General features: G+C 67.4%; 15 protein-coding genes. 6 read left to right on the top strand and 9 right to left on the bottom strand.

Annotated elements, in window-relative coordinates; genetic code table 11:
• Positions 1-18 precede the first annotated feature (18 nt).
• The 3 genes from NXI30_12775 to NXI30_12765 all read right to left on the bottom strand — a co-directional run bounded on the left by NXI30_12775 (position 19) and on the right by NXI30_12765 (position 3,726).
• Positions 19-1,707: an amidohydrolase family protein gene (locus tag NXI30_12775; protein ID MCR9095085.1), complete on the bottom strand. Its 1,689-nt coding sequence runs from the start codon at positions 1,705-1,707 to the stop codon at positions 19-21.
• A gap of 6 nt (positions 1,708-1,713) precedes the next feature.
• The gene (locus NXI30_12770) at positions 1,714-3,156 is read right to left on the bottom strand and encodes an amidohydrolase family protein (GenBank protein ID MCR9095084.1); all 1,443 of its coding nucleotides are present in this window, start codon (positions 3,154-3,156) and stop codon (positions 1,714-1,716) included.
• 156 nt (positions 3,157-3,312) lie between these two features.
• Positions 3,313-3,726, bottom strand: a complete 414-nt coding sequence (locus tag NXI30_12765; protein MCR9095083.1) for a PPOX class F420-dependent oxidoreductase — start codon at positions 3,724-3,726, stop codon at positions 3,313-3,315.
• Positions 3,727-3,885: 159 nt separating this feature from the next.
• On the opposite strand from NXI30_12765, the gene NXI30_12760 reads away from it, so the two are divergent.
• Entirely contained in the window at positions 3,886-4,473 is a 588-nt protein-coding gene (locus tag NXI30_12760; protein ID MCR9095082.1) for a nuclear transport factor 2 family protein, read from the top strand.
• 42 nt (positions 4,474-4,515) lie between these two features.
• On the opposite strand, the gene NXI30_12755 is transcribed toward NXI30_12760, so the two are convergent.
• Positions 4,516-5,283, bottom strand: a complete 768-nt coding sequence (locus NXI30_12755) for a glutathione S-transferase family protein (GenBank protein MCR9095081.1) — start codon at positions 5,281-5,283, stop codon at positions 4,516-4,518.
• Between the two features lie 67 nt (positions 5,284-5,350).
• On the opposite strand from NXI30_12755, the gene NXI30_12750 reads away from it, so the two are divergent.
• Positions 5,351-5,746, top strand: a complete 396-nt coding sequence (locus NXI30_12750; protein MCR9095080.1) for a VOC family protein — start codon at positions 5,351-5,353, stop codon at positions 5,744-5,746.
• Positions 5,747-5,825: 79 nt separating this feature from the next.
• Here the strand turns inward: NXI30_12750 and NXI30_12745 are convergent, their stop codons facing one another.
• Together NXI30_12745 and NXI30_12740 are read right to left on the bottom strand one after the other, a co-directional pair.
• On the bottom strand, positions 5,826-7,826 hold the full coding sequence (locus NXI30_12745) for a response regulator (GenBank protein MCR9095079.1): 2,001 nt from the start codon (positions 7,824-7,826) through the stop codon (positions 5,826-5,828).
• A gap of 66 nt (positions 7,827-7,892) precedes the next feature.
• The gene (locus tag NXI30_12740; protein MCR9095078.1) at positions 7,893-8,582 is read right to left on the bottom strand and encodes a hypothetical protein; all 690 of its coding nucleotides are present in this window, start codon (positions 8,580-8,582) and stop codon (positions 7,893-7,895) included.
• Positions 8,583-8,928: 346 nt separating this feature from the next.
• On the opposite strand from NXI30_12740, the gene NXI30_12735 reads away from it, so the two are divergent.
• Positions 8,929-9,597, top strand: coding sequence for a hypothetical protein (locus NXI30_12735; GenBank protein ID MCR9095077.1), 669 nt, complete (start codon positions 8,929-8,931; stop codon positions 9,595-9,597).
• 146 nt (positions 9,598-9,743) lie between these two features.
• Here NXI30_12735 and NXI30_12730 read toward each other — a convergent pair whose 3' ends face one another.
• Positions 9,744-10,727, bottom strand: coding sequence for an LLM class F420-dependent oxidoreductase (locus tag NXI30_12730; protein ID MCR9095076.1), 984 nt, complete (start codon positions 10,725-10,727; stop codon positions 9,744-9,746).
• Positions 10,728-10,960: 233 nt separating this feature from the next.
• Between NXI30_12730 and NXI30_12725 the strand changes: the two genes are divergently transcribed.
• A complete protein-coding gene (locus NXI30_12725) occupies positions 10,961-11,713 on the top strand; it encodes a hypothetical protein (protein ID MCR9095075.1) in 753 nt (250 codons plus the stop codon).
• Positions 11,714-12,115: 402 nt separating this feature from the next.
• On the opposite strand, the gene NXI30_12720 is transcribed toward NXI30_12725, so the two are convergent.
• A complete protein-coding gene (locus tag NXI30_12720) occupies positions 12,116-13,063 on the bottom strand; it encodes a tyrosine-type recombinase/integrase (GenBank protein MCR9095074.1) in 948 nt (315 codons plus the stop codon).
• Between the two features lie 342 nt (positions 13,064-13,405).
• Entirely contained in the window at positions 13,406-15,055 is a 1,650-nt protein-coding gene (locus tag NXI30_12715) for a reverse transcriptase domain-containing protein (protein ID MCR9095073.1), read from the bottom strand.
• Between the two features lie 1,736 nt (positions 15,056-16,791).
• On the opposite strand from NXI30_12715, the gene NXI30_12710 reads away from it, so the two are divergent.
• Both NXI30_12710 and NXI30_12705 read left to right on the top strand, forming a co-directional pair.
• Positions 16,792-17,373, top strand: a complete 582-nt coding sequence (locus NXI30_12710; GenBank protein ID MCR9095072.1) for a hypothetical protein — start codon at positions 16,792-16,794, stop codon at positions 17,371-17,373.
• Positions 17,374-18,840: 1,467 nt separating this feature from the next.
• On the top strand, positions 18,841-21,063 hold the full coding sequence (locus tag NXI30_12705) for a S8 family serine peptidase (protein ID MCR9095071.1): 2,223 nt from the start codon (positions 18,841-18,843) through the stop codon (positions 21,061-21,063).
• Positions 21,064-21,076 lie beyond the last annotated feature (13 nt).

Genomic DNA, 21,076 nt, shown 5'->3' with positions numbered 1-21,076 from the left:
GTCTCTCCCGATCGTGGATCACGCGCGCGCGCCGGCCCCACCCGTCCGCAGCAATCGTCCCGGCGCCTCTGGCCCCGCGTTCGGCACGTCCTCGCCGTTCCGCCGGATCGCCTGCCCGGCGACGAAGACGTGCTCGACGCCCGTGCTCCGGGCGACGAGGCGATCGGCACCGGTCGGAAAGTCGCGGACGCGCTCGGTCGGACGGGACCCCACGCGGTCGGGGTCGAATACCGTGACGTCGGCGATGGCGCCGGGCACGAGGTGCCCGCGATCGCTGAGACCGAGGAATTCGGCGGGCTGGCCGGTGAGGCGCCAGACCGCGCGCTCGAGGGAAATCGCTTGCTCCTCCCGCCACCAGTGCTGAAGCAGATAGGTCGCGAAGTCCGCGTCGCAGAGCTGCGAAGTGTGCGCGCCGGCATCCGACAGGCCCAGCAGCAGATGGTCGTTCGCGAGCATCTCGGCGACCTGCGCTTCGTTGTCGTTGGTCATGGGGACGTGGAAGCGCGTCTTCAGCTCTTCCTCGAGGGCGAGGTCGATCATCAGGGCGAAGGACGAGACGCCGCGCTCCGCCGCGAGCCCGCCGAGGGGACCGGCTCCGACGAGGTCGGCATGGAGGGTGCTCTCGGAAACGGTCGCGCGGTCGACGATGTCGCCCCAGCTCTCGCGGATCTGGGCTTCAGCCCGGCCGCGCCACTCGGCGTCGCGGTACTTCGCGGGGCGTTCCGCGGGCGGGAGCGCGAGCACCTCGACGAAGCTGGGCACGTTTCCGAAGGGGCCGGGATCGGTCAGCATGATCTGGACGACGATCGGTCGGACCGCGATCTGCGGGCGCACGAAGCCACCCGCTGCCTCCGTTCGCTCGACCACTTCGGGCGCGTAGTCGGGATCGCGACGCGTCGCCATGATCGCGGCCCACGACACCGGGCGGTCGATGTCTCGCGCGAGGCGCGCGAACTCGTCGACGAAGAGGTCGGGGCCCCAGGTCGCCTCGATGACGCCGCGGTCGCGCCGACCGAGCTCGCCTGCCAAGGTCCAGATCTCGTCGAGGGTGGAGAGTCGGCTCGGGACGGGCTTGCCGTAGGCGCCGACGTGGGACGCGGCGTGGGAGGTCGAGAAGCCGATCGCGCCGGCGTCGATCGCCTCGCCGACGATCCGCCGCATCGCCTCCACCTCGTCGTCGGTCGCCTCGCGCTCGGTCGCGTCTTCGCCCATCACGTATTGCCGGACCGGCGTGTGCCCGACATAGGCCGCCGCGTTGAGTCTCAGCGGAAGCCGCTCGACCGCATCGAGGTATTCCGGGAAGGACTCGAAGCCCCACGGAATGCCCGCCTCGAGGGCCTCGAGGGTCATCCCTTCCACGTTCTCGAGAATGCGCGCGATCGTGCCGCGATCCGCCGGGCGCGTGGGGGCGATCCCGAAGCCGCAGTTGCCCATCACGACGGTGGTGACGCCGTGCCAGGAGGAGGGCGTGAAGTCCGGGTCCCAGAAGACCTGGGCGTCGTAGTGGGTGTGGACGTCGATGAAGCCGGGGGCCACGACGAGTCCGTCGCAGTCGATCGTCCGGGCGTCGCGGGCCGTCTCGGCGTCGACGGTCCCGACGGCGAAGAGTCGGTCGCCCTCGAGGAGCAGGTCGCCGCGGCGCGGCGGCGCGCCGGTTCCGTCGACGAGCGTCCCGCCTCGCAGCCAGGTCTTGAGTTCCTTGCCCATCGCCACCTAGCTCCGGTCCGGCTCGGCGAGCACCCGCGCCGCCTCGGTCTCGATCGTCGTCCCCGCGAAGCAGTCGGGGTCGAGCGAGCCGTAGAAGCGGACGGCGTTCTCGAAGGTGAAGGCACGGAACTGGTCGGCGTCGAGATGACCGTCGTCGACGAGCTCGTAGGCTTCGGCCAGCACGCCGTCCATCGCCGGCACGTCCCAGTGGCCGACGTCCGAGCTGAACATCGGCCGGAGGGTCGCGCCGCCCGGATTCACCCGGTCGGCGAAGGCCCAGGCGACCATCGGGTCGTCCGCCTCGCAACCGAAATAGAAGCGCGGCGCGAAGAGCGCCCGCAGCGCATCGACCGTCTCGGCCCCGACCGCGGCGAACTCGTCGAGGGGCTCGGGCTCGGGCTCGCCCTGCACGAGCCAGGGCAGCAACCGATCGAGGGCGTTCCGTGCCTTCGCGTCCCCGTACTCCTCGAAGAGCGCCCGCATCCGTTCGGCGTCGAGGTGCGCTGGATCGAGGCTCCGAATCGCGCGGCCGTTGCGCTTCTCCCAGTGGCCGACGAGATCGGCCCAGAGGTTCACCGCGTAGCCGACGCCGCCCTCGAGCAGCGCGAAATCGAGCTCGGGATGGCGCTTCGTGACGCCGCCCAGGAAGAGCGAGCGGCAGATCGCTTCGCCGGAGGCGGCGAAGGAGCCGATGTGGTTCGAGACGTAGCTGGTCGGTGAACGCCGGCTGCCCCAGCCCTGGCCGCTCGCGTGGAAGCAGGGGACGACGCGCTCTCGCACGAGCGCTTCCCAAAGCGGTTCGTAGTCGTGTTCGCTGTCCATGCCGAGCGTATCGAGCCGGGTCCCGCCGCTCTCGAGGGGGCGATGGACGACGCCGTTGATCATGGCCGCCTTCGCCCTGAGCTCCCTCGCGACGAACTCGAGCTCGGCGATCGCCTCCTCGGGCGTATGCGCCGGGATCACCGCGACGGGACGCAGGCGGTCCGCGAACTCGGCGTGGATCTCCTTCTGATACACGTTGAGCGCGCGGATCGCGAGCTGACGCAGCTCGGCCTCGGGGATCGAGACCATCGGCAGCGCCCGGGACGGAAAGAGCATCGCGAAGTCGACGCCGAAATCGTCGAGCCGCTCGTACATCAACCGGGGGAGATGGCCCGTCGCGCGGTCGAGGGTGTCAGCGGGCAGGGACCAGAAGGGCGGGCGGTTGATGCCCCGACCGCGGCGCTGCTCGGCGCTCAGCCCCTCGAAGCGGCCCTGGACGCGCCGGTCGTAGAAGAGGCCGTCCTTCTCGGCGAGGGCGACGGCCGCCTCGTGCCCGCCCTGGGCCCGCGCGAACTCGAAGAACCACTCCTCGAAGAGCGGTTGGACCTCGATCACGTGTCCGTCGGCGTCGAGGACGGGGTGGGGGAGGGAGGCGCGAAGGGTCTTCGAGGAGCGGTCATTGGGCACGGCGAGGGGACTCCCACGTTCGCGCCTCGGGTTCTGGGATCGAGGCGGCTCTCACGACGATAGGGCAGGGCGCCGGGGGGTGCCGTGCCCCTCTGGTCGGGGGACGACGCGTCGTCGATTTCGACACGCGCCACGGTCTTCGCGGACGGTGTGTGCTCAGGATCCGCTCGGGATCGACGGCGCCGAGACGTGCTCGATCTCGACCGTGACGATCATGCGCTTCTCGCCGGGTGGATCGTAGGGGTACTCGTCGGCGTCCATGTACTTCCTGGCGATCTCGTTCACGAAGCGCCGGTCGTCGTCGTCCGTGAGCTGGGCCGTGCCGCGGATTTCGACGTAGCGGGTGGGATCGTCCGGGTCGGGGATCGAGAGCGCGATCCGGGGGTCGGCCTGGAGGTTGCGGACCTTCTTCGTCCGTTCGCGGGTGCTGAAGCGGATCTTCTCGCCGTCCCATACGATACTCACCGGATTGCACGAGAGGCGACCGTCCGGTCGAAGGGTGGCCACGCTGGCGAAGCATCGCTTGTCGAGGATGTCGGCGTGCGTCGGCGGAATCTCGGTCGTGCTCATGTCGGTGTGACCTCCGGACGATCGTCGGCTTCGGGCACGAGCGATCGTTCGATCGGACGGCGACACACGGACGACGAGCTGGATCGAGCCACGGTACCCGGGGAGCGGGTGCCTGACCATTCGGACCACCGACGATCGTCCGGGCAGGGAGGGAAGAAGATGGGTGTGCACGATGCGCAGGACCGGGAGGCGCGCCTGCAGGCGCTGCTCGACCGTCAGGAGATCCACGATTGCCTCGTGCGCTACTGCAGGGGCGTGGATCGGCTCGACGCCGAGATGCTCGCTTCGGCCTACCACCCCGATGCCATCGACGATCACGGCATCTACGTGGGCCGGCCTCATCAGTTCGCCGACTACTTCCTGGCGTTCCACGAGAAGAACCAGACGGCCACCCAGCACATCATCACGAACCACTCCTGCGAGCTCGACGGCGACACGGCCCACTGCGAGACCTACTGGATGTTCGCGGGCATGAACCGGGAGGGTCCCGTTCTCTCGCTGGGCGGCGGGCGCTACATCGATCGAATGGAACGACGAGCGGGGCGCTGGGCGATCGCCGCCCGGAAGTGCCTCTACGACTGGCAAGGGCAGCCCGGCGACTACGCGCTGCCACCCGAGCAGCTTGCCATCCTGTTCGGGGCGGGGCCTGCGACTCGGGATCGGAATGACCCTTCCTACGAGCGACCGCTCACGATCGATCGCAAGCGGATCGAGCGCCCTCCGCAGGGAGCGGAGGCCCCCGGGTAGGGCCGCGCTCCTCCGGATCGTTCAGGAGCCGGCGCGTTCGGGCTACCCGCCCAGCGATTCTCGCGCTTCGCTCGCGGGTCGGTGGCGCGCATAGATCGCGTCCCGCCACGCGATCAGCCTTTCGTAGCGGCTGGCGAAGGCTTCGATGTGCATGCCGCTCTCGGGCAGGCCCTGGAGTCGGACGATGTAGCCGGGGGCGACGGGGCTCACCTGCTGGAGCGTGAGGGCCATCGCGATGTCGGCATGGCTGAACGTATCGCCGACGAGATAGCGCCGTCCTTCCAGTGCGCTCTCGAGCCTGTCCAGCTCGGCCGACAACAGATCATCGGGTGTGCCCTTCGATTCGGGAATGCGGTAGCGGGCCATGAAGCTCGCGAGTCGCTTTCGGCCGATGGGCAGGAAGAGTGGCTCGAGGATCCGCGGGATGCCGGGCGGCAGGGCGGCACGGACGAGCTCGGGCGTGTCGACCCAGCTGCGCATCAGAATCGCACGGCCGGCTGCGAGCGCGATCTCGCTTCGGCGATTCCATTCCTCGATCTCGGCCCGGGCCGTGCTCGGAAAGAGCGGGGCGCCGTGGCCGATCGATTCGGCGTGGCGGGCGATGTCGAAGGAGTCGGTCCACCAACGCTTCCCGTCCCGAAGGACGGGGACCGTGACGGGCCCCAGCGGTCGACGAAGTCGCCACCGAAGCGCGATCTCGCCGAGGATCGGGGTGTAGTCGACCTCGCGGTAGTCGATCCCGTGATGATCGAGCGCCCAACGGGCCTTTTCCGACCACGGGGAGAACGCGATCCCAGTCAAGACGTACATGGTCGTCGCTCGCTTTCGTGGATCGTTTCGCCGGCTATGGTCGCTCCGAGAGCGGGGAGATCCATCGATGAAGCAGATCACCGGAATGAATCACGTCGGACTGCGCGTGCGAGACCTCGACGTCACGCGCGCCTTCTACGAGAAGCTGGGCTTCGACTTCATCGCGGGCCCCATCGGCCCCGAGCCCGTCGCCGTCATGCTGCACCCGTCCGGGGTCAACATCAACTTCATCCTGAACGCGACCGCGGAAGCGTCTCCGATCAACCTGCTGATGGACGATCCGGCCAAACACACGGGCTTTACGCATGTCGCACTCGAGATCACCGACGCCGACGAGGTCCAGCGCCAGCTCGAGACGCACTCGATCCCGATCACGGAGTTCGTCGAGTTCGAGGGCGCGCGTTTCTTCTTCGTGCGCGACCCGGACGGCAACGTGATCGAGTTCCACGAGCCGGCGGCTTGAGTTCCGCCCGAGATTCCGTTCGACGACCTGGGACACATCACGGGCGGCGCATGCGAGCGCTGCGGACGATTGGCGACGCTCAGCGCCCCCGCAGTCGCGCGAAGAGGCCGCGGTTCGCGCGCTTGGACGTGCCCTGGATCAGGCACATCTCCTGCACCAGGGCGGGGCTGTCGGGGCTCAGCTCGAGGGCGCGTCGCAGGACCTTCGCCGCCTGCGCGGCTTCGCCGGACTCGCGGAAGATCCGCCCGAGGAAGAGCAGGGGCTTCTCGCGGTCGGGCGAGAGCTTGACGCCCTTGGCCACGTGCTCGAGCGCCTCGCGACGCAGGATCTCCTGGTCCGGGTTGTTGCGATACATCGCGTAGCCGAGGTGGGCGTGGTAGTCGCCCTGGCTCGGGTCGCAGTGGACCGCCATGCCGAACGCCTCGATCGCCTCGGCGTACGCCTCGTGCGCCAGGTGTCCCTCGCCGGTTCGAAACCAGCTCTCGGCCTCGCGCGCTCGCTCGGCGGCCGCGGCCTCGTCCTCCACGGGCTTGGGCTTCGAACGCGCGGAGGTCTCGCCTCTTCGGCGATTCAGGTCCGCGAAGGCCTGTCGCACGTCCGCGTCCTTGATCCGAGCGTAGGCCTGGTCGAGCTTCGGGAGCAGCTCGCGGGCGAGCGCACGCAGCTCGTCGAGCTCCGCCGGAATGTGGTCGGTGGCGAGACAGCCGCGGAGTCGATCGTAGGCCGCGCGCACTTCCGTGTTGCTGCTGTCGCCGTCGATCTCGAAGAGGGCGAAGTCGTCCCGCGCCGCCAGTCGTTTCTCGACGTGGCGGATCGTGGCCTCGGTCGTCCCGTCGTCCACGACGCGCTGTCGAGGAAGTCGACTCCGCGAGAGGTCGGGTCCCATCAGCTCGTCTTCGGGGTCGATCTCGAGCGGCTCCTCGGCGGGCAGCTCGGGCTTGAGCTCCTCGTCGAGCACGAGCATCGGGGCGTCGTCCAGATCGACGAGTCCCGTCGCGAGCAGCCGGTAGAGCGTGGGGCCGTCGAGACGGCTGCGGTCGAGCACCTCGCCGAGGGACTGCTCGCCGGTCAGGGCGAGAGCGTCGGCGCGCTGATCGGCGGTGAGGCCCAGGGGATCGAAGGCGTCGCTGCGATTCGTCGCGAGGCAGACGTAGAGATGTGCGCGGCGCGCGAGGAAGGGGTCGAGGATCTCGCGGTCGAGCCGCTTCGTGCCGGCGAGGACGATCGCTTCGGCCCTGCCCGAGATCTCGAGGGAGTTCGCCGCGTCCAACTTCGCGCCGGCCTCGAACGCGAACGTGCCGGAGCTCCAGCGGCACATCGCGAGGACGAGGCCGTGCGCCTGCTCGTGGGTCGCGGCCCGGAGCTCGGCCTCGCCGAGTGCCCCCATGCCGAGCAGGATCTCGCGAGGGCCCGCCAGCTTGGCCATCAGATGATCGAGCAGCATCTCGTACTGCTGCTCGTCGATGCGCCCGGTCTTCAGCAGGTACTTCGCGACCGATTCGGTTTCCTGCTCGAGCGAGACCTGGAGCGGTGCGCCGTTGCGCAGCTCGAGCGCGCCGGTGCGGCCGCCCGCGCGGATCGACAGCACGCCGGAGGCCGCCGCGCGATGGAGGCGGCCGAGCAGAGCCGGAAGCAGCTCGTCGTCGAGCGCTCCCGAGAAGGAGGACGCGGCGGCGGGGGCCGTCGTCGCGCGCGGCGCTTCCGCGTTCGCGTACTGCGCGCAGTCGAGCACCGCCTCGAGAATCTGGGCCCGCGTCGCAGGCTTGCACAGGAAGTCCTCGACGCCGAGCTCGAGGCCCCGTCCGTAGAGCTCCGGCGTCCGGTCGCCTCGGGTCAGCACGATCACGGGGAGCGGCCGAGGCGCGGCCTCCGCCATCAACCTCTCCACGAGGGCGTAGCCGTCGTGGCCCCGAAGCAGGACCTCGGCGAGCACGAGGGTGGGCGCAGCGTCGCGGACGTGTTGCATCGCCTCTTTCGGCGTGCGCGCGTGCGCGACCGCGAAGTCCGCCTGGCGCAGCATCGGCCCGATCTCGTCGATCAGGTGCTCGTCGTCGTCGATGTAGAGGATCGTCTGGGGCATGCGTCGTGTCGGCGCGCTCGACCGTCTGGAGAGTTCCTCGGAACGCGCCACCTGCCTGAAGGAGGGCTAGCGGTTCGCCGTCAGCTTCGCGTGGATCTTGGTGTCCCAGCCGCTGTCGGGAACCTCCCGCAGCACGCTTCGAAGGACTCGTTCTTCCTCTCTTGCGAGCGTTCGCAGCTCCAGCGAGAACGTTCCGCTGCCCGCCGTCAGGAGGCTCGAACGGTTCATGAAGTTGGGAATCGGCTCTGGCCCCGCTCCGGGCGTCGAGCTCATCAGGCGAACGGGACCGATCTGCGGACTCAGCTTGCTCGAGAGGCCTCGCTTCCAGTCGTCGATCCGATGATTGCCGAGGTAGGCGACTTCGCCTGCACGGACCTCTACGAGTCGCTCGGTGATCGCCTCCTTCGCTTCGGACATCTTCGGCGGGTAGAGGTAGAAGGCTTCGAATCCCGCGACCACGTGGTGGACGAAGTACTGACCGGGCTTCACGCCCTCCGCGAAGAAATCGCCGTTGGGGAAGAAGCGAGCGACGACCGGGCTCTTGAACGGGGGGACATAGACCTCACCGTACCTGTACACATGGATCCACTGGATCTTGTCACGCACCTCCTCCGGCAGATCGAGATGTCCGTAGATCATCGCCGTGGTCGGCGAAGCCGACCGGATCGCTCCGCCCGACGAAGCGCAGCCCGCCAGGACGAGGGCGAGCGCGACCGGGATCAGCCGACGCATCGCGTCGCGAACAAGATGGTGCACGAGCGTTCCTCCACCACCCGAACGAATCCGATGGCTCGCCAGGGTGAACTTCCCTACACATTCGACGCTTTCGCTCGAGACCTTGAGCGAGACCGGCAGCAGATCGGCGACCCGTGCGCAAGATCGGTGTTCGACGTCGGTGCTCCGCATTCCGCGATTCCGCATCAAGCGAGCTGCACGGCGAGCGTCCGGGGACCAGCTCGATGCCGAATTGGTTCCAGATGGGTGACTCTCTTTGGCGCACGCGCATTGCGTACTCGAGGCGGGCGGTCTCTGACGGTGCGGCCTGCCGAGCAGAGCGGAAGATCACCGCGGCCCCAGGCCGCGAAGACAAAGGATCGAACACATGGTTCATCGGAACGGATTCAACCGGACTCTCATTGGCACGGCGATCGCCGCGCTGCTGCTCACCCCGGCGCTCGGTGCCTCCGCGGATGGTCACGGCGGCAAGGGGCACGGCAAGGGCGGACGGGCCGTCGAAAACCGCGCCGAGCGCGCGAGCGAGCGCGGAAATGCGCAGTGGGATGACGCGTCGAAGCGTGGCAAGGCGCGCGCCGATGAGGTGCGCGACCGCGCCGAGGAGCAGGGCGAGGAGGCCAAGGAACGAGGCCGCGACGCGCGAGACAAGGCCGCGCGCAAAGCCGAGAAGGCGGAGCGCAAGGCGGCTGAGCAGAAGGGGAAGGCCGAGCGGAAAGCGCGCGACAAGCGGCGCGAGGCGCGCGAGGATGCGGACGACCTCGAGGATGCGGCGCGCAAGCGCCACGAGGACGCCGAGGAGAAGGCGCGCGAGATGCGCAAGGGCGCCAAGGAGAAGGAGGGCGAGACTCGCGAGGACGCCGAGGAGCGCGCGGCGAAGGCGCGCGAAGCGGCCGGAGAGAAGCGCGACGCCGCTGGCGACCGGGCGACCGAAGCTGCGGAGCGTGCCGACCGCGCCCGTGAAGCCGCGCGCACCCAGGCACAGCCGAACGAGAACGCGCGCGGTTTCTGGTCGCGGCTGTTCGGCGGCGACGACTGAATGGATGAGTCGAGGACGCGAGTTCGGTCTCCGGGATTCCGGGTCACGACCTTCCCCGAGATCAGGGGGACGATCGTGGAGAATCAACGGGTCGCGTTGGTCTCGACGGCGCTCGCTGTGAAGGTCGCCCTACGCCCGACGGCCGCTCAGAAATCGTCCCCGAGCGCAGCCTTGAACTCCGACAGCGCCTTGATCCGTGGCTCGATTCCGCTCCACCGTACGCCCTGTTCCCGAACCCCGGTCTCCTCGGGGCCGAGATCGGCCCACGGCGCCGTGACCCAATAGCGGGACGCGCCCAGCCCTTTCCAGATGTGCGCGTACTCGACGCACTCGTCGAGCGTCTCCGGTGGCTTCCGTCCCCCCGGCGGCATCTCGAAGCGCGGGTCCGCGAAGTAGATCGCCCCTTCGAGTCCGATCTCCGAGGGGTCGCGATCCACGGACTTCGCCGCATCGTGGATCGTGCTCAGGTGTTCGCGGACCAGGTCTTCGCTGAACCACGGGTAGTAGGGGAACCAGCCGTCCGCGAGTCGGCCGACGCGCTTCAATACCCGGGAGCTCTGACCGCCGAGCCAGACGGGGATCGGTCGCTGGATCGGCAGCGGGTTGATGCCGACCGCGTTGAGCGTGTGGAAGTCGCCGTGATAGGTCACCACCTCTTCGGTCCAGAGTCGCTTCAGCAGTTCGAGCTGCTCGTCCATGATCTTGCCGCGCTTCGAGAAGTCGACGCCCATGCCCTCGAACTCGACGTCGTTCCAGCCCACCGCCATCACGAAGCGCGTCCGTCCGCCCGAGAGCAGATCGACCTCGGCGGCCTGCTTCGCGAGCAGCGCCGTCTGGCGTTGCGGCCCGACCATGATGCCGGTGCAGAACTCGAGGCTCTTCGTGATCGCGGCGAGGTAGCCGAAGAGCACCATCGGCTCGTGCCAGGGCATGTGTCGGTCGTAGAGAGGCGGATGGCCGAGATAGGGTCGCCAATCCGGCCGCACCTCGAGGTCGGCGCCCAGCACGTGGTCGCCGATCGTGACGTAGCCGTAGCCCAACTCCTCGATCGCCTGGAGGAACTCGCGCAGGGCGCCCATGTCCTCGAGGATCAGATGTTCGGGGAGATTCGTTCCGAGCTTCACCGTCATGACCCGCACCTCGCGACCGGCCCGGATTCTCGGCGCCGTTCGCCAAGTCTACTGCGGCCGCGCAGACTCGCGACGGGCTTTCGGGGGCTTCGGTGGTGCTCGGTCCGTCGTGGCGTCCTGGGTCCCACGTCATCGCGCGCGAGGAGGTGCGAGAGGGGGCCGGCCGCTTCTCGTGAAGCGCGGTCGTTCGCCGCCAGGGTGTAGAATCGGGAGCGACTGGAATGGAGGGAGACATGAAGATCGCGATCCGGATCCTCGCCGTGACGGTGGTGGTGCTCTTCTCCGGCTACCAGTTCGTCTCCCGGCCCAAGCCGACGATCGAGCGCCTCCACAATCCGGACGCCATCAACAACCTTCATCTGATCGACGAGGACCGGGACACGGGCTTCGCGATCTACCGCTTGGGGGAGCCGGACGCCGACGACATCGAAGCGCTGTGCGACCTCGGCGTGGACGAGATCGCCGTGCTCGCGGGCACGGCCCTCGAGCACGAGATCGCTCATCGGGAACGATGCCCCCGCCTTCGCGTCGTCTACAACCACGAGGACGATCTCTCGCCCCTCGACCGGAGCTGGCTCGAGGCCTTCGACGCCTGGGTCGAGCGCGCCCGGGACCAGGGGGTGAAGATCGCGTTCCGGTGCAGCTGTGGCTGTCACCGGACGGGCCGACTGGCGGCCTACTATCAGATGAAGCACCGCGGCCTGTCGGCACGGGATGCCTGGGACCTCGCGCTCGCCCGGGGCTCCGTGATGCACGCGGTCGACTATTTCGGCTCGCTCCAGGAGCAGATCCTCGCCCTCGAAGAACACATCCGAGGTGTTCCGTGCACGCAGGGAGAGCATTGTGTGGTCTCCGAACGCAGGACGCCGGCCCGATGCGACGACCCGCTTCTCGGCTGTGGCTGGGAGTCGGTTGCCCCCGCGGCGAGCCGGGGGCGCAAAGCGGACGCCGGCGCGCGCGCGGATTCGGGTCGCCCTCCGACGTAGCGCTCCCGAGACTGGCGCGTGCTCTCGGTTCGACCTTTGAGGCCGACCGGTGGTGCGCCCCTGGCTTCCCTGCGCGGAGGCCTCCCTGGTTCTCCAAACATTCTGCGGGAATGAGTGGAGCCGACGATCCGACTCGAACGGACGACCTGCTCATTACGAGTGGGTGGGTTCCGTTGCGAGTCTGTTGCCGGCCACACCAACCCAACGAGTGGCGGCGTATGGAGAAACGTCCGTTCCGGAGAGCGACCGATTGGTAAATGAGCTTCTCACACCGGAGGCCGCTGAGTCCAGCAGAATCGGAGAGCGGAGCTCAACTATGCCTACCAGGCACGGGATGAACGGAGGGCGGGAGTCGATCGATGCGCATGTGCTGCGGCGCGGCGCCATGGCCTCGCACCCCCTCTAGGTGGCAAGGATCGATGCGCTCGCGGCAATCGCTGCATCGATCGCCTCGGAGGTTGGACTAAGGTAGAACCGCTCAACGACGGCGATGCTGGACCAACCCCCGAGGGCCACTACCGTGTGTGTTGGTGCGCCGCCCGCGATCAGGTGGGAGGCCCACGATCGCCGTAGATCGTGGAGCGGTTTGCATCCCGGCTCCCAGACGCCGGCGGCCCTCGCTTCGCGGGTTGCTCGCTTGCTGAACCCACTCTCGCTCCAGACACCTCCTGTTGTCGGAGAGGGAAACACCCAGCTTTCACCGCTCGACCTTGTCGAGTCCGCGTGGGCGCGGAGGCGATCCACGAGAACCTGCGGAATCGGCACCGAGCGCTCTGCGTGCGACTTCGGCCGCCAATCTGCTTTCGCCCGCACGTGGATCTGGTGGCGCGCGAGATCGACGTCCTGCCAGGAAAGCCACCGCATCTCGGCCGCTCGAAGCCCTGCGAGAGCGGCCGTGGCGAAGACCATGGAATACTCCCCGCCGTATCCGACGAGCTTCCGGATGTCGTTCTTGCTCAGCACTCGTGGGACGGGGCGCACGGTTCGCAGCATCTGGATCTTGGGCACACGTTCAATGAACCCGTCATCCTTCGCGAGCGTAAGGGCGGCCCGCAGGCACGCGAGGTCTCGGTTGACCGTGTTGTCCGAGACGCCCTCGCCCTTGCGGCTCTGGAGAAACTGGTCGATTTGCGACCTCGACAGATCACCCAGTGCGAGGCCTGCGAAGTGCCGCCCTAGGCGCCGAACGGCGCTCGTTGTCGCCGCCACGGTGCGGTCGCGACGCCGGAGTCGCGTCGACGCGAGGAACCGATCCAGAGCAGTCTGGACGAGAACGCTCTGTGATTCCGTCTCGGCGTAAGCGGCGGTCTGGATCGCCGCCTCTTCAGGCTGACTGAGGATCGCCGCCAAGAGGGCTTCGGCTTCGAGGCGGCTTGCCGCTGATCGACGAACGCGGTCTCCTCGAATCGTTACATCGACTTGCCACCGGTCCCCGCGACGGCGGACTACTCCCGGCCTGCTTGACGTTGAAGCTCGCGGCATACCTCAGCCCAGTCTCGTTTCGCGTCAATCTGGTCTCCTTGCGCGCTCGACGCGGGATCAACGTCTAGGTCAGTTCGCAGAGTGGCTTCTGCAAGCTCGGTAGTTAGGGCTCCTGTCCTCATGGGATGGGGCGAGCTGGCCGGTTGGCTCACAGGGGGACTCGACGCAGACCGGCAGAGCCTACGAGGCCTCTTCTGCGCTCAAGGCTGATCAGCAGGATCCGCAGTTCGACATCGCCCGATCGAGCTGATCTCGAAGTCGGCGCCCCAACCCCGGGTGGAACTGGGCGACGTGATGGATTGCCCCGGTTGCGGCATCGAAATCGAGATCGGAGCCGCCGCTGCGGGCTACTCGTCGCACACGTAGCTCGATGGAGCGTCGACTTTGGCGAGGCAGGATCAATCGGTGCTGGTCGACGCGCAGACCGCAGACGGTCGGCATCCTACGGCGCGGGAGGATCCGCGTCTTGCGCTCGTTGAGGCGGAGTTGGAGGGCCTGGAGGCCATGTCGGATGAATTCGATGGCCTCCGTGACATCGCACTGTTGGGCGCCGCTAATTGCCCAGTCGTCCGCGACGCGACTGACGGCCAGGCCGCGAGCGGCCGCGAACGTGGCGATACGACGGTCGAGTCCGAAAAACAGCAGCTCGAGGAAGATCGGGCTCGCTGGAGAGCCCTGGATCAGGTGCCCGCGGAGCGCCAAGACGTCCACCAGAACGTCCACCACGTCCGATTCGATCTCTAGTGATTCGAGGAGCCGGGAGACGGAGTCTCGGCTGACTGATGGGTGACAGTTGTGGATGTCGGTGGTGCCGACCCACTGCGAGCAGAGATGTCGGCGAGCCCCATGCCAGTACGGTCGGCCGTGTACTCCAAATGCGATGGGCGATGGGGTCCAGGGCTGCTGCAGAAGCTGTCTGGCCAGGCGCTGCAGCAGCTTCAGGTCGTCTCTCGGTGCTTCGATCGTTCGGTAGCCACCCGCAGGCTTCGCCCGCGGGTAGCTGCGAATCGGCGGCCCGAATCCCTCTAGCGACTCAAGTGCGACAGCGACCCCGCCAAGGCTTCCAAGGTGAGCGCCAAGCTGCCGGAATGCCGAGTACTCCAACGATGAGCGCAAGCGCTTGCGCATTTCGCCGGGCCAGGGGCTTTGAGTACCGCCTGGAAGATCCTTATCCGCACCAGCCATTGGGGTCGACACCGCCGAGGACGTATCGACCTCGGCGACTCGGTAGGCATCGCTGCCTGGGCCGCTGAACACGTCGGATGTGTTCGATCCATCGGAGGACTGGTGCGGAGGGCGCGACAGACCCTCAATAGGGGCACAACCAGACCCAGACTCCGTCACGGAGGCTAGAGCGGCATGCGACCCTACCTGGCTGGCGCGCGTTGCCGAACACGCCTCAACAGAAGGCGAGTCGGCAGTCTCTCCGCTTGCGGCACAGCCGTGTTCAGCGGGGGAGGGGCCCGAGCTAGATCCGAGTTGGGATCCGCCGAGATCTCCGCCGCAAGCGGGAGGGGTGTAGTGATCGAGGACGCTCTCGCAGATATGACGTAGGGCGAGGGAGCGATCGTTGGTTTCGATTCGCGTCTGTGCAAGTGCAAGCGCTTGCTCAATCGTCTCCCATTGATCGGGGTAAGCTGCGAGCCGAACTGCACGTCGATTGCCGGTCTTACTGGCCTTCTCGGCATACTTCGGCAGGCCGGAGGTGTACTCGATGCAGATCCACTCCAACGGGTGCGCCTGGAGGTCGACCTCCGCCAGCTCCTTGAATAGGTTGATCGCGCGGAACACGATGCTTCGTGAGCTGTTGTCGACCATGAAAGTCTTGCGCTCGGATTGCTTGAGTTCGTCGGCCGTCATCATTTTCTTCCCAGGTCAGGAATTCTTCTAAGGTTTGCGACCCGCTTCGCCGATATGTGGGCCGTATCGGCACGTGCGCCGGACGACTTCACAGCTGGGAGGGCTCCAGGAGCCGCCTCGCGAGAAAGTTGCTGTGGAGAGCCTGAGTTGACGCCTCGACGCCACTCCGCACGGAGCTAGGTCTGCGACGCCCGACGCCTTTGGCGGCGTGATCTCGCGTTGGAGAACTCAGTCGACGCGGAGATGTCTGCGCCTGCCTGGGAGTGAGTTGCGCCGGTCGCCGATCTGCGTGGTGGCCGTTGCCGCCGGCCCCCTGCGCGCCCCAGCAGCTAAATCGGTGTCGACGATTGGCAGGGGAGACCTTGACCGGGTGCGCAGGTCAACGGGCGAGGAGGCGAAACACTCGCGCCGTCGGCGCCAATCCGATTGACCTCCGGGGTATGGCGCTGCGCAGACCGAGCGGCCCCCTAGCCAGCGGAGCGGTACTCGCCGGTGTTGGGAGCTGGCTTCCGGCCAATCGCCGTTCGCGAGCGGCCCTCGGAGGACCGTCCGGCCGATGGTCGGGATTCTTCGTATTGGCAAGCGCTTGCCGATTCTCGCGGGCGGCTGGGTCTCTGGCTTGGCCTGGAAACCTTGGCCCGCGAGTCTGATCGGACGCTGGCGACCGCTGTCGGCTCCCCGGCCCCAAAGGCTCAGACGCGGATTAGACCGCCTAGAGTGAGTCGACTCCTCAAGGGAGGGCAGCCTGATCCGCGCGGGGGGGGGACGGAATTACGGCGACGTTCGGCCGATCCAGCGGAGTCCGCGACACGTGACCTGCGCAAGCGCTTGCATCGAACGCGCCGGGTACACAGCCAGTTAGGTGTCGGTGCGCTCCTGCAACTCGTGAGGACGCGAGAGCGCGGTGGCCCCCCGCCCTGGGGCGGCCCCGCGAACCTCGGACACGACGTGATCGGCGCACGGTCGATCTGGGGCGCTGATCTCGTGAGGTCGCTCGATCGCGAGGAGTTGCCCTGCAACCAGGCACGGCTGGACTCCTGCAGCGTCCAACCAACCACGCGGTCAATCAGGCCCTCGAGAACACGTCTGCCGACTCGCCGGGAGGTTGGGAGCGAATCTGAAGGGTGGTCCTTCGTTTGATCTAGGGGAGCTAACCAGCGATACGGCCCGAAGATGACTCGACGCTCGTTGCCCACGCGCCTCTACTGCACTACTGCACAGGAGCTGCGTAGTCCGACTAGAATCGGACCGAACCAGACAGAACCAGACAGAACGAAACAGAACCGAATAGCCCGAACCTTCATTAGGCGGTCATCTAGAGGGATTCTGCTCGAAGTGCTCTCGTTACCGAGGCGTGTCCGGACGTGATTCCAGAGGGCGGGAGCGACGTCGACTTCAAATTTCTGTAGAAAAGTGTGGCGCGCTGACCTGTAGCTGGATTAAAAGGGGAGCTAACGCTCCGCACGTAGCGGTAGGCTGTCATCGTTCGGGAATCCGCATGGAGGCGACTTTCCTGGGACCTGTCCCAGAGGTGTCGGCCGGCGGATGAGATGACAGGAGCCCACAACTACACGGCAGACGACTGTTCGAGTCGTCCGGGTGTCGTGGAGCTTCGGGCAAATCAGCGGCAGCTGCGGGCTCACACGGCGATCGGTACTCAGCTGGACTGCGCAAGCGCTTGCATCTCTTCCGTCTGCGAAAATGTGGATCGTCGAACAGCAGACGGAGAACTCGATATGTCGACAATTGAATCGGACACCGCGGGAATCGGAAGCCTCACTACGCGGCGTCGTGGATACTGGGGCGAGCTAAAGCAGCCGTCTCCATCGGATCGTCTCCCTAGCAATTCCGAGTTCGAGGAGCGATTCGCAGCGCACTTCAGTAGCACCGCGCATCTGGCGGAGTTCTCGCGTCCGAGCGAGACGCTCAGCTTCATTGCGTGGTCGTGGGTACAGCTCTGTTCGCTTGCCGGCTACGACTGGGAAGAAAACGGTCCCGAGCAGATCGGTAACGCGGACTACCTGCTTGAGGTCTGCGCGGGAATCCTTGGTTGTGACGGCTGGGGAATCGAGACCGAGGTGAAGGCCATGCAGATCATGCGCGCAGCGGTGGTGAACTGGGACGCGATTCTTTGCTGCTCCAAACGACGGGGAGTGCAATTCCCGGAGTGCGTTGCGGTCTTGCTCTCGCCGCCAACGCTGGACGCTGTTGCCGAGATGGTTCTCCACATCGAGCAGTTCGTTGCCCGTCGAGATCTAGTGCTGGACGCGACGCAATCGGTGTTTGCTCATCGAGCCGGTGGCTCCTCGGATTCATAGAACCGGTCCACCCAGGGCGGCAGAGTCGGGCTCGGGCACGTCAGACGCGCCCGAGCCTGCTGACCTGCCGCACCTGCGTCCCCCAGGAAAGGGGGTATGCAGCAGATTCAATGAAGCAAGACTCTGCCTGGATGACGGCGACCGATACCGGACCGCCTTCCCCGCCTCGCAGGCAGACCCCCTGCGTCGGTGCTCGGTAACATCTCCGTCACTGCCCGTGAGAATGTTCTCGCCCGCGATCCACGCTGGTCACAACGATCGATATCGTGCGTGCCTTCTCGGACCGAGGCCTGCGCGGTGGAGGCGACCTCAGCGACAGAGTGTTCGGAGCCCGGAGGCGGTAGCCCGCGGGACACGCAGAGAGTAGACGGCTAATCCGGACTTGCTGCGCCCGCACGATCTAGTCGGGCCGCACAGCCGGATGCCGTTCGGGATTCACCGCTCGCGTGCCGAAGGCAGCGGGTAGGCCCCGTCGTTTCTACCCGATAGCCCGACTGAGGCCTCGCTTATCCAATCGACGAGTAGTCCCTGGACCACTCCACCGCCAAGCCGGTTGAGGGTCTAGGCGCGCCTGAAAGTTCTCGATCCTATCTGGCGAGCCCCTACGCGCGAGAGGGGGTTCCTCGTCGCCGACGCCTCCTGGGGCTCGGTTGCGGCGCATCGGGGCGAGCGTCGTGACGACGCCTAGAAGCGGCGATGCGGATCTTCTGGGCCTGGTCGTAGGTGGCTGCCCCACAGGTTGAGTTCCTACCCAGATTCCTGCCGAAGCGGCCCATAGTCTTACGCACGCGGACCCCGACTCGACGGTGGGGGCGTTCGAGCAGCTCATCTCGGATGAGCTGCTTGGTCGACGGGTTGCGGCTGCCGAGGGGCGCCGTCAATGACATTCGCGGGCCCGTGCGGCTTTCCGACGCTCGCAGCATTAGGGCTTCTCGGGCGCGTCACCGGCCCACGGTCTTTGTGCAACAGCCTGTCGCTACGGCCCCGTCCGCGTCATGCTTCGCCGGTCCAATGCACACCCGTGATGGGGGACTCCCACGCCCGACCCTCGGGTTCGAAGCCTGAACGGGACCCGCGGGAGATCCAGAGAGTGACGCGATTCCGATCGGGAATACGCGGGAATGATCGGGAACACGGGCACAAGATGGTTACAGCAGACCAGCGCGATGTGACTGCGCGCCGCGACCATGCCTCTGCCCGGAAGCGCGGCTCGCCGCCCTTGAGCAGCTGCGCGGCGCGCTGCGATGAGAGGACGTGCTCCGCGAGGGTCGGCCTCCAGCGGGACGGCGCTTCGGTTGCCCATTCGAGCCTAACGTAGTAGCCGGATCCGGCGCGCGCCTCGCGCCGTTTTCCGACCGTCGCGGCTAGGTGTAACCCACGTTAGTGCTCAAGCGCCTGCCGTGTATCATAGATAAGGCTGCATCCCCGCGCGCATCAGGCGCCGCGGGACGTGAGGGGATGGCGAACATGGCGGTCGTTCGCGTCATCGCACACTTCATGCACGAGTCCGAGGCCGCATCGGCCCAGGATTTGCTCGAGGACGCCGAGTTCACGGAGGGCTATGCGCTCGGGTCGATCGACGCGTCGCAGTTGTCGCAGCTCCGGGACGCAGGTCTGATCGTCGGCGTGCTCGACGGCGGGACCGATCCGGGCGTGGACGTCGAGGGTCTTCCCCAACCCGCGGCGGCGGCGGCCGGACCCCAGGTCGCGGGCGCGCCGGAGCCCGGCTTCTTCGTCGTCCAGCTGGCCGGGCCCATCACCCCCGCCCGACGCGAGTCGCTGCAAGACCTCGACGTCCGTCTTCTCGAGTGCGTCGCGCCGAGTCGAAGCCTCTACAGCACCTATCTCACGCCGCAGCAGCTGGAGAACGTCCGGGGCTTGGGCTTCGTGGCGGCGGTTCGACCCTACGACCCGAACGACCAGGCGCCCGCCGCCGCATCCGCGCGAGCCCAGGCTCCCGCGATCGGCGTCGACCGCATGCTGACGCTCGACCTGCGCCTCCATCGCGCGGAAGACGCCGACACAGTGGAGTCTTGGCTCGCTTCCGAGGGCGTCTCGGTGGCCGGCGTTCGCGGGCGCAAGATCCGGATCTATCTCCTCGAGAGCTCGCCGCTCCTGACGCGTATTCGGGCCAGGCAGGAGGTCCAGGCCGTGGAGGAGTTCATCGCGCCTTCACTCCACAACGACCGCGCCCGCGCGTTGATGGGCATCGACCCCGAGCCGGGGGGTGAGCCGGTCCTGACCCAGACGGGGGATGGCGAGCTCGTGGCCGTCGCCGACACGGGCGTCGACCGCGCGCACCCCGACCTCGTGAGTCGCATCGAGCGGGTCGACGCGCTCGGGCGCACGGGCGACGCGAGCGACCCCGATGGTCACGGAACCCACGTGTGCGGTTCGGTCGCCGGCGACGGAAGCGCCTCGAACGGTGGGATCCGCGGGACCGCGCCCGGCGCGAAGCTGTACGTGCAGTCGATCATGGACGCCGATGGCGAGCTGGGCGGCCTGCCCTGGAACCTCGCCGACCTGTTCCAGCCCCCCTATGACGCGGGGGCGCGCATCCACAACAACAGCTGGGGCGCGGCGACCGCCTCCCGCTACACCTTCAACTCGATCGAGGCCGACGAGTTCGTTCACGAACACCGCGACATGCTGCTGGTGATCTCCGCGGGCAACGAGGGCGTCGATCGCGGCGGCCCGAATACCGGTTCGGGCTTCGTGGACTGGCTCTCGATCGGATCGCCGGCCTCCAGCAAGAATGCGCTCACGGTCGGCGCCAGCCGCAGCGACCGCTCGAGCGGGGGCTACTCGGGGCTGCGCAACAACGACGCCTGGCCCGCTGACTTCCCCCACGCGCCGGAGGGCGACGACCGCGTTTCCGGCGACCCGGAGGAGATCGCGGCATTCAGCAGTCGGGGACCCTGCGACGATCGTCGCATCAAGCCGGACCTCGTGGCCCCGGGGACGGACATCGTCTCGACCCGGTCCTCGACGGCCCCGAGCCGGAACTTCTGGGGCTCCTTCCCGGGTAGCAACCGGCGCTATGCATACAACGGCGGAACGAGCATGTCCGCGCCGCTGGTGGCCGGATGCGCCGCGCTCGTGCGGGAGTACTACCGTAAGCAGCGCGAGCACGAGAGCCCGAGCGCCGCTCTCGTGAAGGCGACCCTCGTCAACAGCACGCGCTGGCTCAGCGGCCGCAGCGCCACCGCCGAGTTCTCCGTGTCGCCCAACTTCCACCAGGGCTTCGGCTGCCTGCACATGCAGCACGCCATCCCGAACGACGCCGAGCCGTGGATGCGCCTGGCCTTCCTCGACCCCTGGGAAGACACCAACCTCCACTTCGCCACGCCGGGCCAGCGCATGCGCTTCGACATCGACGTCGCCGACGGCGGCGAGTTCCTGCGCCTGTGTCTCGCCTGGACCGACCTACCCGCACGCGCGCTGCAGAACAACCTGAACCTGTTCGTGGAGGAGGCCGCGACCGGGCGGAAGTGGGTCGGCAATCAGGACCTGCCGCTGAGCCTCGGCATCCCCGACCCCGAGAACAACGTCGAGGTCGTTCGCATCCCGAACCCGACGGCCGGCACGTACCGCGTCCAGGTCACGGCGACCAACCTGCTCGGCGAGTTCGCGCAGGACTTCGCGCTGGTCGCAACGGGCGCCCTCGACTCCGAGCTCGTTCCGGCCTGATCCGACGGACGTT

It is taken from the genome of bacterium (genome assembly GCA_024742285.1).
Lineage (GTDB): Bacteria > Myxococcota_A > UBA9160 > UBA9160 > UBA4427 > UBA4427.
This window is presented reverse-complemented; position numbering and strand designations above follow the sequence as displayed.